A 14749-nucleotide genomic window follows, 5' to 3' on the forward strand; every position below is an offset into this window, starting at 1 on the left:
GGGGCCGGACGCGATGCCGTCGCTCACACCGCGGCGGCGACCGCCGAGACCGTGTCGTCGATGGTGAACTGCCCGAGCACGCGCGTTCCGTCGTAGAGGACGGCGGTCTGTCCAGGGGCGACGCCGTCGAGGGGCGTGCGGGGTCGCACGGTCAGCCGCGGCTGACCGTCCCCCGCCGGGTCCCACCATGCCGTCGCCTCGACGGGGTCCGCGTGCGCCCGGATCTGGACCTGACAGTCGAGCTCGCTCCCGGCCGGCACGGCGTCCAGGCTCGTCCAGCTGACCCGCGCACCCGAGATCTGCGCGATCGCGAGGGCGTCCTTCGGCCCGACGACGACGGTGTTGGTCACCGGCCGGACCTCGAGGACGAACCGCGGCTTGCCGTCGGAGGCGGGCATCCCCAGCCGAAGTCCCTTGCGCTGTCCCACCGTGAAGGCGTGCGCCCCTTCGTGCGCACCGACGACCTCGCCGTCGCGGTCCACGATCTCGCCCGGCTCGGCGCCCACGCGCTCGGCGAGCCACCCGCGGGTGTCACCATCGGGGATGAAGCAGATGTCATGGCTGTCGGGCTTGCTCGCCACCGTGAGCCCGCGCTCCTGGGCCTCGGCGCGCACGAGTGCCTTCGACGGCGTCTGTCCCAGGGGGAACATCGTGTGCACGAGCTGATCGGCCGTGAGCATGCCGAGCACGTACGACTGATCCTTGGCCGCATCACTCGCGCGGTGCAGCTCGAGCCGCCCGTCCTGCCCCGCCCGGAGGATCGCGTAATGCCCCGTGCACACGGCATCGAATCCGAGATCGAGGGCCTTCTCGAGCACGGCGGCGAACTTGATCCGCTCGTTGCAGCGCATGCACGGGTTCGGGGTGCGCCCCGCAGCGTACTCGGCGACGAAGTCCTCGATCACGTCGTCACGGAACCGCTCCGAGAAGTCCCAGACGTAGAACGGGATGCCGAGGCGGTCGGCCGCGCGCCGGGCGTCCATCGCGTCCTCGACGGTGCAGCATCCGCGGCTTCCCGCACGCAGCGTGCCGCCGGCGCGCGAGAGCGCAAGGTGCACGCCCGTCACCTCGTGGCCCGCATCGACGGCGCGCGCCGCCGCAACCGCGGAGTCGACACCGCCGCTCATCGCCGCCAGAACACGCATCCCGCTAGTCTACGAGCCTCGACCGGGACCGAGCCTGGAGCGCGCCGCCGGCAGTGTCCGCCGGAGAATGCTCACCCGTGCGTGACGCGGCGTGAGGACAGGCCGGCACGGCGCGCGCGCTCATAGGCCGCAGGAAGCGCGTGCAGCACGGCGTCGATGTCGGCCTCGGTCGTCGTCCGGCCGAGCGTGAAGCGCAGCGCGCCGCGCGCCAGCTGTTCGTCGGCCCCCATCGCGAGCAGCACGTGCGAGGGCTCGGGCACGCCCGCCTGACAGGCGGATCCCGTCGACACGGCGATGCCCGCCATGTCGAGCAGCAGCAGCAGGGAGTCCCCCTGTGCGCCGGGCAGGATGACGTGCAGATGTCCCGGGAGACGCTCCACCCCGTGCCCCGAGACGATCGCCTCGGGCATCGCCGCGCGCACTCCGGCCTCCAGGCGCTCGCGCAGCCCGGCCAGCCGGTCCGATTCCTCGGCCAGCTCCGCCACGGCGAGTCGCGCGGCGATGGCGAAGGCCGCGGCGCCGGCGACGTCCTGCGTGCCGGGCCGGATTCCGCGCTGCTGACCGCCACCGTGCAGAAGGGGCTCCAGGGTCGCGTGCCGTGACACGACCAGCGCCCCGACGCCGACGGGTCCACCTACCTTGTGCGCCGAGACGCTCATCGCTGTGAGGCCGGTCGCGCCGGATGCGGTGCCCCGCAACTCGGAGAACGACAGCGGCGTGTGTCCGAACGCCCCCACCGCGTCGACATGGAGGGGCACCTGCGCGTCACTGCTCGCCATCGCGAGCTCTGGCAGCGGCTGCAGAGACCCGACCTCGTTGTTGGCGGCGAGGACGGTCGCGAGGGCCACCCCGGGCTGTGCGACGGCGCGCGAGAACGCCGTCGACGACACCCGCGCCGCCTCATCCACCGGCACGGCGAAGACGGGGGCCTGCTCGGCCGCCTCCAGCCAGCGCACGGCGTCGAGCGTGGCGTGGTGTTCGGCGTCGGGAAGAACGATGCCGCTCGCCTCGGTCGCCGCCCGTCTCGCGCGCCACAGGCCGCGCACCGCCAGGTTCACGGATTCCGTTCCGCCCGAGGTGAACACCACCTCGATCGGCTCGCATCCCACCGCGGCAGCGACCTGCTCACGGGCATCCTCGAGCAGCCGCCGCGCGTCCTGCCCCGCGCCGTGGATCGACGAGGCGTTGCCCGCGACGCGGGTCGCCTCGAGCCAGGCGTCCCGAGCCTCGGGGCGCAGCGGAGTCGTCGCCGCGTGATCCAGATAGACGCCCACGTCCCCTCCTCCCGCGCTCGGCTCCGCGCCGGGATGAAGTCGGGCCCCGGCCGCGTCATTAGGGTAGTCCGCATGAGCAGCCCGAACCCGACGGGCGGCGCCGACCAGGCGCCCCCGAATCTCGACGCGCTCGGCGTGACCCTCGGACCCGGTGGCGGCACGCTGCGCGTATGGTCCGCGCACGCCGACGCGGTGGAGCTCGTCATCTTCGACGACATCGATCTGGACTGGATCATCGCGGAAGCTCCGCTCTCACCCGTCGGCGGGGGCGTCTGGCAGGTCACCAGGCCCGAGCTGGCCGCGGGCACCCGCTACGCGCTGCGGGTCAGCGGCCCTGCGGGCCCGGGCCACACGTTCAATCCCCGCACGCTGCTGCACGATCCCTACGCCCGAGGCCTCGTCGAGGCCGGCGTCGGCGATCACCGCTGCGTGGTGGTCGCCGACGGCTTCGACTGGGGCGGGGTCACGAAACCGGCGACCCCCCTCGACCGCACCGTCGTCTACGAAGGGCATGTCAAGGGGCTCACCAAACGGCATCCGCTCATTCCCCCCGCTCTGCACGGCACGTACGCGGGGCTCGCGCATCCTGCCATGATCGATCACCTGCACACGCTCGGCGTGACGGCGGTCGAGCTGCTGCCCGTGCACGCGTTCGCCAGCGAACCGCGCCTGCATCAGCTGGGGCTGTCGAACTACTGGGGCTACAACACCCTGAACTTCTTCACACCGCACGCGCCCTACGCCACCGAGGCGAGCCGGCGCGAGGGACCAGAAGCGGTGCTGCGCGAGGTCAAGCAGATGGTCAGGTCGATGCATGAGGCCGGTCTCGAGGTGATCCTCGACGTCGTGTTCAACCACACCGCCGAGGAGGGTCTGGGGGGTCCGCGCTCCAGCTTCCGGGGACTCGACAACCGCTCGTACTACCGCCAGCTCGACGACGGCACTTACGTCGACGAGACGGGCTGCGGCAACGCGGTCAACACGACCACGGATGCCGCGGCCCGCCTCGTCCTCGATTCGCTGCGCTATTGGGCGAACGACGTGCAGATCGACGGCTTCCGCTTCGATCTCGCGGTCACGCTCGGCCGAGACGACGCGCATGCGTTCACCCCGGAGCACCCCCTGCTGCAGGCCATCATCGACGACCCGCAGCTGGCGGGCGTGAAGAAGATCGCCGAGCCGTGGGACGTGGGGATGGGGGGATGGCAGACGGGAGCATTCGGACCGGGCTGGAGCGAGTGGAACGACCGCTATCGCGACCGGGTGCGCAACTTCTGGCTCAGCGACATCGATTATGCCCGTCGCGCGTCGGTATCGCCGGTGGGCGTGGGCGGCTTCGCGACCCGGCTCGCGGGGTCGTCGAACACCTTCAGTCCGGAACGCGGCCCGCTGGCCAGCGTGAACTTCGTCACGTCTCATGACGGCTTCACGCTGAACGACCTGGTCTCGTACGACGTCAAACACAACCTGGCCAACGGCGAGGGCAACCGCGACGGGGCCGACACCAACCGCTCCTACAACCATGGTGCAGAAGGACCGACGGACGATCCTGCGGTCCTCGCGACGCGGCGCAAAGCCATGCGCAACCTGCTCGGCACGCTCCTGATGTCGGCGGGCGTGCCGATGCTCACCGCCGGCGACGAGTTCGGCCGCTCCCAGCGCGGCAACAACAACGCGTACTGCCACGATTCGCCCCTCACGTGGCTGCGGTGGGACCACGATCCCTGGCAGCGCGACCTTCTCGCGCACGTGCAGCGGCTCATCGCGCTGCGCCGGGAGAATCCGGCGCTCCGGCCGATCCGGTTCGCGCGGCTCGGGGCGCGCACGCCGTCGGCTTCAGTCATGGAGTGGTACGACGAGCACGGTCAGACGATGTCGGAACAGCGGTGGACCGACCCGGCCCACCGCACGCTGCAGTACGTGGCCTCGTCGACCCCCGAGAACGAGCCGTTCAACCGCATCCTGCTGATGATCCACGGCACCGAGCATCCGATCGACGTGACTCTGCCCGACGTCGGCGGCGTCAGCCGCTATGTATCGCTCTGGTCGTCGGTCGACGACCGTCCCGGCCCGGAGGGAACCCTTCACACGCCCGGTGAGGTGATCGCGCTGCCGGGAACCGCCATGAGGCTGTTCCGAGCCGAATAGCACACGAATAGCACAGTCGAGGGTACTCCGGCCACTCGTTTCGCTCCTGCGGCAGGCGGGGTAGGTTCAGGGTGTGGGCACCACGTCGGAGAACCTGGAACTGACCGCGGCGCGCAGCGCCGCCTCGATCCCCGTCCGCCCTGTCCGGCGCTGGAGATCGGGGCTCGACACCGTCACGGGGCGCATTCCGCTCGACGATGAGCGCCCCCGCGTACCGGGGGGCGCGTACGACCCCAAGGCCTTCGTCGGCGAGGTCGTCCCGTTCAGCGTCGTCGCCTACCGCGAGGGCCACGATCTGATCGGCGTGCACCTGCGGCTCACGAGCCCCGACGGCGAGGAGTCGCTGCATCGCCTCACCGCTGTGGAGGACGGGCTCGATCACTGGGGCGTCGAGGTCGCACTGCTTCGGCAGGGCAGGTGGACGTTTCGTTTCGAGGCCTTCGCCGACCCGTACGCCAGCTGGCGGCACGCCGCACGGCTGAAGATCGCAGCGGGGGTCGACGCCGCGCTCATGCGGGAGATCGGCGCGCGCCTGTTCGATCGGGCGGACGCGGAGCGCTCCCGCCCGGAGGCCGAGCGCGCCACCCTCGCCGCCGCCGCGCGCACGCTGCGCAGCGACGACACCGACGAGGAGGCGGCGCTCGACGTCGTCGAGGACGACGACATCGCCGCGCTCCTGCGGATCCGGCCGCTGATGGATCTCGTCTCGCCCGGCGGTCGGCACGCCCTCGAGGTGGAGCGTCACCGCGCGGGCGTCGGCGCCTGGTACGAGTTCTTCCCGCGCTCCGAGGGCGCCGAGCTTCTCCCGGACGGCTCCGTGCGCAGCGGGACGTTCACCACGGCCGCCGCACGACTTCCCGACGTGGCGGCTCTGGGATTCGACGTCGTCTATCTGCCGCCGATCCACCCGATCGGTCACACGCACCGCAAGGGACGCAACAACACCCTCGACGCGCAGCCCTCCGACCCCGGCTCCCCCTGGGCCATCGGATCTGCCGACGGCGGCCACGATGCGATCCATCCCGACCTGGGCACGCCCGCCGACTTCCGCGCTTTCGTGGATGCCGCTCGCGCCGAGGGGATCGAGATCGCCCTCGACCTCGCGCTCCAGGCCTCCCCCGACCATCCCTGGGTCACGACACACCCGGAATGGTTCACGACGTTGCCGGACGGCACGATCGCGTACGCCGAGAACCCGCCGAAGAAGTATCAGGACATCTACCCGATCAACTTCGACAATGATCCCGACGGCATCCGCGCCGAAGTGCTGCGCATCGTGCGGCACTGGATCGCGCAGGGTGTGCGCATCTTCCGCGTGGACAACCCCCACACCAAGCCCCTGCAGTTCTGGGAATGGCTGATCGCGACGGTCAACTCCTCCGACCCGGACGTCGTCTTCCTCGCCGAGGCCTTCGCCCGCCCCGCCATCATGCAGGGACTCGCCAAGGCCGGGTTCCAGCAGAGCTACACGTACTTCACGTGGCGCAACACCAAGCATCACCTGGAGCAGTTCTTCACCGAGCTCTCGTCGACGACCGCGGACTTCCTGCGTCCGAACCTGTTCGTCAACACGCCCGACATCCTCACGGAGTACCTGCAGTACGGCGGTCGCGCGGCATACAAGGTCCGCGCCGCCCTCGCCGCCACCGCGGCGCCCACCTATGGCGTCTATGCGGGGTACGAGCTGTATGAGAACGTCGCACGCCCCGGCTCTGAAGAGAACATCGACAACGAGAAGTACGAGTACAAGTTCCGGGACTTCGACGGCGCCGAGGCACGCGGCGACTCGCTCGCGCCGTATCTGCGGATGCTCAACCGCGTGCGCGCCAAGCACCCCGCGCTCGGCCAGCTGCGCAATCTGTCGGTGCACTGGAGCGACGACGATGCGATCCTCGTGTATTCCAAGCACCTCGCCGCGGCCCACTCCCCGACCGGGGCCGCCGACACGATCATCGTGATCGCCAACGTCGACCCGCACTCGGCCCGCCAGACCACGGTGCACCTCGACACCCGCATCTGGGGTGTGACCCCCGGCGAGCCCTACGAGGTCGAAGACCTCGTCACCGGCGAGGTCTGGACCTGGACCGACCACAATTTCGTCCGCCTGGACGCGTTCTGGGAACCCGTTCACATTCTGCACGTGAGGAGCGCCCGATGACGACGGTGACGATCGACGACCTCGACCGCGTGGCCACGGGGTCGCACTACTCGCCCCACAGTGTGCTCGGCGCGCATCCGATCACGGATGCCGACGGCACCACGAAGACGATCGTGCGGGTGCGGCGGCCTCTCGCCGCCTCCGTGGCCATCGTCTTCGACGACGGCGCGAGCGTCGCCCTGGAGCACGAGCGGCACGGCATCTGGCGCGGCACGCATCCGGGTGCGCCACGCGCCTACCGCATAGAGGCGGAGTACGAGGACGCCCCACCGTGGAGCGCAGACGACCCCTATCGCTTCTCCCCCACTCTCGGCGAGATCGACCTGCACCTGATCGGCGAAGGTCGCCACGAGGAGCTCTGGCGTGTCCTCGGCTCTCACGTCCGCACGCACCAGGGCGTCTCGGGCACCGCGTTCTCGGTGTGGGCGCCCAATGCCCAGGCCGTGCGCGTCGTGGGCGACTTCAACGGCTGGGACGGTCAGGGGCACCCAATGCGGTCGCTCGGGTCGTCCGGGGTCTGGGAGGTGTTCATCCCCGACGTCGGCGAGGGCTCTTCGTACAAGTACGAGATCCTGACCCGCGGGGGGACGTGGATCATGAAGGCCGACCCGATGGCGCGGTGGGCCGAGGTGCCGCCGGCGACCGCGTCCGTCGTCACGAAGGCGCGGCACACCTGGCAGGACGACGCGTGGATGGCGCGGCGGGCCCGCACGGTCCCGACCGACACGCCGATGTCGATCTACGAGGTGCACCTCGGGTCATGGCGATCGGGCCTGAGTTACCGCGAGGCAGCCGACCAGCTGATCGAGCACGTGAGCGGGCTCGGTTTCACCCATGTGCAGTTCATGCCCCTCGCCGAGCACCCCTTCGGCGGCTCCTGGGGGTACCAGGTGACGGGATACTTCGCCCCGACCAGCCGCTTCGGCGACCCGGACGACCTGCGTCACCTGATCGACCGCCTGCATCAGGCGGGAATCGGCGTGATCATGGACTGGGTGCCGGGTCACTTTCCCAAGGACGCGTTCGCCCTCGCGCGCTTCGACGGCCAGCCGCTCTATGAGCACGGTGACCCGCGACGCGGCGAGCACCGCGACTGGGGCACGTACATCTTCGACTACGGCCGCCGCGAGGTGCGCAACTTCCTCGTCGCGAACGCGCTCTACTGGCTCGAGGAGTTCCACATCGACGGGCTGCGGGTCGATGCCGTCGCGTCGATGCTCTACCTGGACTACTCCCGCGAGGCCGGGGACTGGACGCCGAACATCCACGGCGGACGGGAGAACCTCGAGGCGATCTCGTTCCTTCAGGAGGTGAACGCGACCGCGTACAAGCGGTACCCCGGCATCGCGATGATCGCCGAGGAGTCGACGAGCTTTCCCGGGGTCACCGCGCCCACGGCGCACGCCGGACTCGGTTTCGGCTTCAAGTGGAACATGGGGTGGATGAACGACACGCTCGAGTACATGAAACGCGACCCGATGTACCGGGCGCACCACGAGGGCGAGATCACGTTCACGTTCGTGTACGCGTTCAGCGAGAACTTCGTGCTGCCGATCAGCCACGACGAGGTCGTGCACGGCAAGGGCACCCTGATGTCACGGATGCCGGGAGACCACTGGCAGAAGCTCGCGAACACCCGTGCCCTGCTGGCATTCCAATGGGGACATCCCGGCAAGCAACTGCTGTTCATGGGGCAGGAGTTCGGCCAGATCTCGGAATGGTCCGAGGCCCGGGAACTGGACTGGTGGATGCTGGACCAGCCGAGCCACGCGCAGCTGCAGTCGTTCGTCGGCGCCCTGAACCGCGTCTACGCCACGCACTCCGCGCTCTGGGCTCGGGACCACGATCACGCGGCGTTCGCGCGTCTCTCGAGCCCGCACCACAATCCCAACGTCGTGGCCTTCGTGCGCCGGGATTGGCACGGCCAGACGGTCGCCGTCGTCTGCAACTTCTCGGGCGTTCCCGTCCATGGCTTCGAACTGGACATGCCCGAGTACGGCACGTGGCGTGAGATCCTCAACTCGGACGCCACCGAGTTCGGCGGGTCCGGCGTCGGCAATATGGGCAGCGTCACCGCCGTGCCGAGAGACGGTGCACCGGCTCGGGCGCAGCTCGCGCTGCCCCCGCTCGGAGTGCTGTGGCTCGCGCACGAGCGCGACCCGCACGTGCCCTCCGCGACACGCAGCTGAGACGCCCCGAACAGTCCGCCGCTGCGCGTCAGAACAGCAGCGAAGCCAGCTGGGAGCGCGCGCGTCCCACGCGCGGATCGGCGTCGCCGACGAGCCCGAAGTACTCGATCAGCCGCGCCCGCACTTCCGCTCGCTCGTCCGAGGGCAGCGCCGCGAAGAGCCCGAGCAGACGAGTGAAGGCATCGTCGACGTGGCCTCCGGAAAGATCGAGATCCGCCACGCGCAGCTGAGCCTCGGCGTCGAGGGGCGCGGCGGCCGCCGCGTCGCGTGCCTGCTGCAGATCCAGGCCCTGCACGCGATCGAGCAGACGCACCTGCGCGAGTCCGGTGAGCGCATCGGCATCCCGTGGATTCTCGCCGAGGGCCTTCTCGTACGCCGCGATCGCGCGTGTGAAGTCACCGGCCTCGATCGCCGCGAAGGCCTCGGCGTGCAGGGGCGGCATCGGCGGCTCCTCCGGCTCTTCCGGCTCCCCCTGGTCCTCGTCGGCATCCATCACCGAGACGCTTCCGGTGACGCCGTTCTGAGCCGCGACCTGCAGCAGCTGCGCGAAGACCTCGCGCACCTGTGCCTCGGGGACGGCACCCGTGAACAGCGGCACCGGTTGGCCACCGACGAGCGCGACGACCATCGGGATGGACTGGGCCCGGAAAGCCTGGGCCAGCTGCGGGTTCGCGTCGACGTCGACCTTGGCCAGCACGACCCGTCCCTCGAGCTCCGTGACGACCTTCTCCAGCGCGGGGCTGAGCTGCTTGCAGGGTCCGCACCACTCGGCCCACAGATCGACGACCACCGGGACGGTGCGCGAAAGCTCGAGTACCTGGTTGAAGGTCTCGTCTGTGACGTCCATGACGAGCGAGGGGACGGTGCCCGCCGGATCCGCGGACGGAGCCGCGTCGGGGGCCGCGCTCCCTCCGGGCGCCGGCGACTGGGCGCGGTTGCGCAGGGACGACAGGTCCACGGCGCCGCGCATCGCGGTGGGGGGTAGGGGGTTCTGGCTCATTCGATCTCTCCCGCACTGACGACATTGGATGAGTACCCGAGCAGCTGGATCTGGCCGCCCGCGGCTTGGTTGGGCACGAAGAAGAAGAGTTGGTCGGAGAAGTTCGTGCGGAAACCGTCGGGTGAAGACCCGGTTCCGGCCAGAGCCTCGACGGTCGGGTTCCCCTCCAGCCGGATGACCGCGTCCTCGTTGGTCGGACGCACGGTGTCGGTCTCGGTGACGCTGACGGCGACGATGGCGCCGGACTCCAAGGTCGCGAGCGCGACGGGGCTGTAGTCGCCGGCGCTCGACGAGAACGTCAGCTCTCCCGTCTCGGCACCCGTCTCGTTGAACTGCTCCAGACGGTTCGCGCGGTCCTCCGCAACCTTCACGCGGAACTGGTCGCCGTCGACGGCGAACATGTCGTGGTACTCGCTGTCCTCTCCGTTGTTGAGGACGTCCGTGTAGGCAGCGGCGAGGTCTTCGGGCGCGATCATGAGGAAGGATGAGTCCGGGGGCACCTGAGCCGCGCCGATCGTGGCGGGAGCGACGCCGCCGGGGAACTCCGCGGATGCGGCGAGGCTTGCCAGATAGGTCACCTTGTACGGCGACCACGGATCCTCCTGCGTCAGCACCGTGATCGTCGGCGCGTCGGCGTCCTCGCCCTCGGGGGCCACGACGGCCATGACCGTGCGGGGCCATCCCTCTTTCGCCTCGGGCAGCACGATCTCGACCGGCTCGCTCGGTATCGGGCTGAGCGCCGCATGATCGGACACCGACTCGCGGATGCGGTAGTTCGCCTCGCGTTCGGCGAGTGCGGGACCTGCCAGGCGTGTGGCGGCGAGATCCGGATCGGCCGCGGTGTCGGCCTCAGCGACCGTCTCGGCCACGCGGGTCAGGATGCGCTGCGCCTGGGTCTCGGTGACGGCCGGCACCTGCGCGGACTCCTCATCCACGATGGTCGACGAGGGCGACGGCGTCGGCGTCGCCCCGAGCTGCGGCCACGCCTCCGCTGTGCACCCGGTGAAGAGCAGGCCCGTGACCACCGCCGCCGGCACCACGACGAAGCCGCGTCGGCGCCCGAGCGCGCGTCGGATCCTCGAGCTGGAAGTGACGGACCCTGCGTTCGTGCCGCCACCGGCGGGCAGCGTGCCGATCGGCTCGGTCGGCGGCAGCGGCGGCGGCGCCTTGCGCCGGGGACCCCGGGAGCGACGGACGTGACGGATCGCGAGGATGTAGAGCACGACGCCGAAGACCAGAACGGCACCGCCGACGACGATCAGCGGCCCCGCCCACGGAGTCGAGTTGGCGATAGGCCAGGAGACACGCACGTCGCTCGGCGCGGCCTGCTCTCCGTCAGCGGCGAGCAGCATGCTCATGTCCGACGGAAGGTTCAGACGCGTCGTGAGCAGGTCGGTGTCGTGGAACTCCTCGAGCCACAGGTCTGAGCCTGTCGGATCCACCGTGAACGTCGGCACTGCGATGTCGGTCGCGTCCGCGTCACCCTCGTCTGCGGCATCGTTCTCCGCATCCGCTTCATCGACGGCCGGCTCCGCCGGAGCCACGACCTCGGTCGTCAACTCGTCGTTCGCACCCGCGACGACACGCGCGTATTCCGTCTGCGCGAGCCATGCCGTCATGTCGACGGTGCGGCCGTACGCAGCGAAGATCTCACCCTCGCCCTCGACGCGCACGGTCTGCGGACCCGCGCGACTGGTGAGGGCCTCTCCGTCGATCAGCACATAGCGTGCATCCGCACCGAGCGAGACCTCGACGTGCTCGTTCTCGGGCCCGAGGAAGACGGTGCGCTGAGCGATGCCGAAGCCGATCAGAACGGCGGCGACGACGAACGCCAGTACGGCCCATACGAAACGCAACGGATCTCCTCCTCGTCATGCCGACTCGGGACGCCGACATGGAACTCGGACATTCCAGCGTACCGAATCACGCCTGAATGTCCGCCTCACGCGCGTGCGCGACGCAACAGGCGGCCGGGGCCGTATCCTGACGGGGGCGCGGTGAGCGCGGGTGAAGGGAAATATTCGGATGCGGTTCCAGAATCCGTTCCGTGTCGCATTCGTGGCGACGCTGGGCGTCGGCCTCGGTGTGATCCTCATCCAGAGCGTCGAGACACTGTCGACGATCCTGCTCTACATCGGAACCGCCCTGTTCCTCTCGCTCGGGCTCGAGCCCGCGATCTCGTTCCTCGAACGTCGCAAGGTCAAGCGGTGGATCGCCGTCGTGGTCACGATCCTCGTCATCCTGGCTGCCTTCGGCGGCATCGTATGGATGGTGCTGCCGATCCTGATCGATCAGATCACACAGCTCGTCACGGCGATCACGCAGTTCCTGCAGAGCTCCACGGTCGACGACGTCAAGGTGCGCATCCTCGAGCTGTTCCCCGCGCTCAGCCCCGAGTTCCTCGACGGCGCCATCGACGGCGTGACCGACTGGCTGCTCGAGAACTGGGGGTCGATCACGGGTGGAGTCCTGACCGTCGGGCTCGCCGTGTTCGCCGGATTCGGCGGGGCCTTCATCGTCCTGATCCTGACGATCTACTTCACCGCGTCGACTCCGAACCTCAAGGCGGCCGTCTACCAGCTCGTGCCCGCCAGCCGCCGCGCGCGCTTCATCGACCTGTCCGAGCAGATCACCGACTCCGTGGGCTACTTCGTCATGGGACAGCTCAGCCTGGGCCTGACCAACGGCATCCTGAGCTTCATCTTCCTCTCGATCATCGGGGCGCCGTTCACCGCCGTTCTGGCGGTGATCGCGCTGTTCTTCTCGATCATCCCGCTCGTCGGGACCCTGACGGGGTCCACGATCATCGTGCTCACGTGTTGGGGCCTGGGCTCCCCCACGACGGCGATCATCGCCGCGATCTACTATCTGATCTACATGCAGCTGGAGGCATACCTGCTGGCACCGCGCATCATGAGCCGGGCGGTCGCCGTTCCGGGCGCGGTGGTGGTGATCGCCGCCCTCGCCGGCGGCTCGCTGCTCGGTCTGCTCGGCGCGCTCGTGGCGATCCCGATCGCCGCGAGCATCCTGATCATCTATCGTCAGGTCGTCATCCCTCGCCAGAACGAGAGGTGATCAACCCGCCCCCGGCGCCTCCTCGCCGTCCCACGCGGTGGGCAGCGGCAGCGCGGCGGGCCGGATGGCCGCCACGATCTCGGTGAGCACGCGGCGCGTCTGCGTCTCCCCCACCCACAAATGGCGACCTCCCTCGACCGCGATCAACGTCATCCGCGGTACGGAGGCGAAGCGCCGACGCGCTTCATCGGGGCGCAGGAAGTCGTCGAACTCGGGGATGAGGGCGATCAGGCGGCGCGGGTCGCGCGCCCACGCGGCGACCTCGTCCTCGGTCGCGCGGTGAAGCGGCGGTGACAGGAGGATCGCACCGTCGATGTCATGGTCCCGGCCGTACTTGAGCGCGATCTCGGTGCCGAAGGACCAGCCGACGAGCCACGGATGCGGCAGACGTCGTGCCTGCACGACGTCCATCGCCGCCGCCAGATCGAACGCCTCGTCGTGGCCACCGTCGAATGAGCCTTCGCTCGTGCCGCGCGGCGACGATGTGCCCCGCGTGTTGAAGCGCAGCACCGCGAAGTCGGCCATCGCGGGCAGCCTCGCCGCGGCCTTGCGCAGAATGTGGGAGTCCATGAACCCCCCGGCGGTCGGCAGCGGGTGCAGCGTGACGAGGGTCGCGACGGGGTCGCGGTCGGCCGGTAGCGCCAGCTCACCCACGAGCGTGAGACCGTCCACGGTCGTCAGCTCGATGTCTTCGCGCCGCGCCGGCAGCATGGTGGCTCCGCGGATCTCCATGCTCATGCAACCCTCCAGCAGGCCGAGTGCCAATGTCTGCGCCCGGCAAGATCCGCGGCGTCACCCAGCACCCCGTCCGCCCGCCAGACGACCACGTGCGCCACGGAGCGTCCGATCGTGCCACCGCACCCCGGGCAGGTGTACTCCTTCGCCGCGCGCCCGGCCGGCATCGGCTGCACCGTCCACTGCACCCCGCGCCGGCTCTCGGCACGTTTCCATCCAGCGAGCATCCGCTCGAAGCCGTCGTGGCCGGACGTCTCCGGGCGCCGCCTGTTCGAGCGCGGCACGGCGCTCAGTACCAGCCGACCGATTGCGAGTGCCCCCACGCCCCGCAGGGGGCGCCGTACCGGCCCTCGATGTAGCCGAGGCCCCAGGTGATCTGCGTCGCGGGGTTGGTCTGCCAGTCGGCGCCGGCGGATGCCATCTTGTTTCCCGGCAGCGACTGGGGGATGCCGTAGGCGCCGCTCGAGACGTTGTGGGCATTCACACGCCAGCCCGATTCCTTGTTCCACAGCGCGACCAGGCAGTCGAATTCCGCCTGACCCCACCCCCGCGCAGCGACCATCTCCTGGGCGATGCCCTGTGCCGACCCTGGATCGGGCACCACTGCGGGCGGGGCCCAGCCGCCGGCATCAGCCGGTTCGGTGCTCTCACTCGACACGGGCTGCGCCACCGGCTCGGGTTCGGGCTCGGGTTCGACGTAGACCTCGTAGCTGCCACGCGCGAAAGACCCGGTTTCGCGGGACTGGCCCGAGGTGTCGACCACGAGGGACTGAGCGCCGTCCTGCGCCAGAGCGAACGCGGTCAGCGGCTGGTCGGACGGCTCGGATTCCGCGATCGCGGCCCCGGTGGGAACGACCACGTAGGCCGCAAGCAGGCCGGCGGCGGCGATCGCTCCGAATGCACCCGACACGCTGCGGCGGCGCGACCACCGCTGCAGGGGCGCGCGGGACGCGATAGGCCTCGCGCCGCGGCGGGCGGGCACGGCAGAGGGTGTGCTCGCAGCGATATCGCGCGTCCGCCGTGTG

At 69.9% G+C, this 14749-nt stretch carries 11 protein-coding genes; 4 read left to right on the plus strand and 7 right to left on the minus strand.

Going from position 1 to position 14749, the window contains the following annotated elements:
- Positions 1-23 precede the first annotated feature (23 nt).
- Positions 24-1145: a tRNA 2-thiouridine(34) synthase MnmA gene (gene mnmA, locus M4I32_RS01890; RefSeq protein WP_319032785.1), complete on the minus strand. Its 1122-nt coding sequence runs from the start codon at positions 1143-1145 to the stop codon at positions 24-26.
- Positions 1146-1216: 71 nt separating this feature from the next.
- Positions 1217-2419 (minus strand): cysteine desulfurase family protein, encoded by a 1203-nt coding sequence (locus M4I32_RS01895; protein WP_319032786.1) that lies wholly within the window; start codon positions 2417-2419, stop codon positions 1217-1219.
- Positions 2420-2491: 72 nt separating this feature from the next.
- On the opposite strand from M4I32_RS01895, the gene glgX reads away from it, so the two are divergent.
- The 3 genes from glgX (at position 2492) to glgB (ending at position 8914) form a co-directional block, all read left to right on the plus strand.
- Positions 2492-4567 carry a glycogen debranching protein GlgX gene (glgX, locus tag M4I32_RS01900; protein ID WP_319032787.1) on the plus strand — a complete coding sequence of 692 codons (2076 nt, stop codon included), beginning with the start codon at positions 2492-2494 and terminating at the stop codon, positions 4565-4567.
- Positions 4568-4640: 73 nt separating this feature from the next.
- On the plus strand, positions 4641-6725 hold the full coding sequence (locus M4I32_RS01905) for an alpha-1,4-glucan--maltose-1-phosphate maltosyltransferase (protein WP_319032788.1): 2085 nt from the start codon (positions 4641-4643) through the stop codon (positions 6723-6725).
- On the plus strand, positions 6722-8914 hold the full coding sequence (gene glgB, locus M4I32_RS01910; RefSeq protein WP_319032789.1) for a 1,4-alpha-glucan branching protein GlgB: 2193 nt from the start codon (positions 6722-6724) through the stop codon (positions 8912-8914). The genes M4I32_RS01905 and glgB overlap by 4 nt, the downstream gene beginning before the upstream one ends.
- A 28-nt stretch (positions 8915-8942) precedes the next feature.
- Here glgB and M4I32_RS01915 read toward each other — a convergent pair whose 3' ends face one another.
- A complete protein-coding gene (locus M4I32_RS01915) occupies positions 8943-9914 on the minus strand; it encodes a tetratricopeptide repeat protein (RefSeq protein WP_319032790.1) in 972 nt (323 codons plus the stop codon).
- On the minus strand, positions 9911-11770 hold the full coding sequence (locus M4I32_RS01920; protein WP_319032791.1) for a glycosyl transferase: 1860 nt from the start codon (positions 11768-11770) through the stop codon (positions 9911-9913). The genes M4I32_RS01915 and M4I32_RS01920 overlap by 4 nt, the downstream gene beginning before the upstream one ends.
- Positions 11771-11939: 169 nt before the next feature.
- On the opposite strand from M4I32_RS01920, the gene M4I32_RS01925 reads away from it, so the two are divergent.
- Positions 11940-12989 carry an AI-2E family transporter gene (locus M4I32_RS01925; protein WP_319032792.1) on the plus strand — a complete coding sequence of 350 codons (1050 nt, stop codon included), beginning with the start codon at positions 11940-11942 and terminating at the stop codon, positions 12987-12989.
- On the opposite strand, the gene M4I32_RS01930 is transcribed toward M4I32_RS01925, so the two are convergent.
- From M4I32_RS01930 to M4I32_RS01940, 3 genes are read right to left on the minus strand one after another with little or no spacing between them, the layout of a single operon-like run.
- Entirely contained in the window at positions 12990-13721 is a 732-nt protein-coding gene (locus M4I32_RS01930) for an alpha/beta hydrolase (RefSeq protein WP_319032913.1), read from the minus strand.
- A 2-nt stretch (positions 13722-13723) separates the two neighbouring features.
- On the minus strand, positions 13724-14008 hold the full coding sequence (locus M4I32_RS01935; protein WP_319032914.1) for a hypothetical protein: 285 nt from the start codon (positions 14006-14008) through the stop codon (positions 13724-13726).
- 5 nt (positions 14009-14013) lie between these two features.
- Positions 14014-14706 (minus strand): lytic transglycosylase domain-containing protein, encoded by a 693-nt coding sequence (locus tag M4I32_RS01940; RefSeq protein ID WP_319032793.1) that lies wholly within the window; start codon positions 14704-14706, stop codon positions 14014-14016.
- Between the last annotated feature and the right edge of the window lie 43 nt (positions 14707-14749).

The sequence above is a fragment of the Microbacterium sp. LRZ72 genome, from assembly GCF_033792225.1.
Taxonomy (GTDB): Bacteria; Actinomycetota; Actinomycetes; order Actinomycetales; family Microbacteriaceae; genus Microbacterium.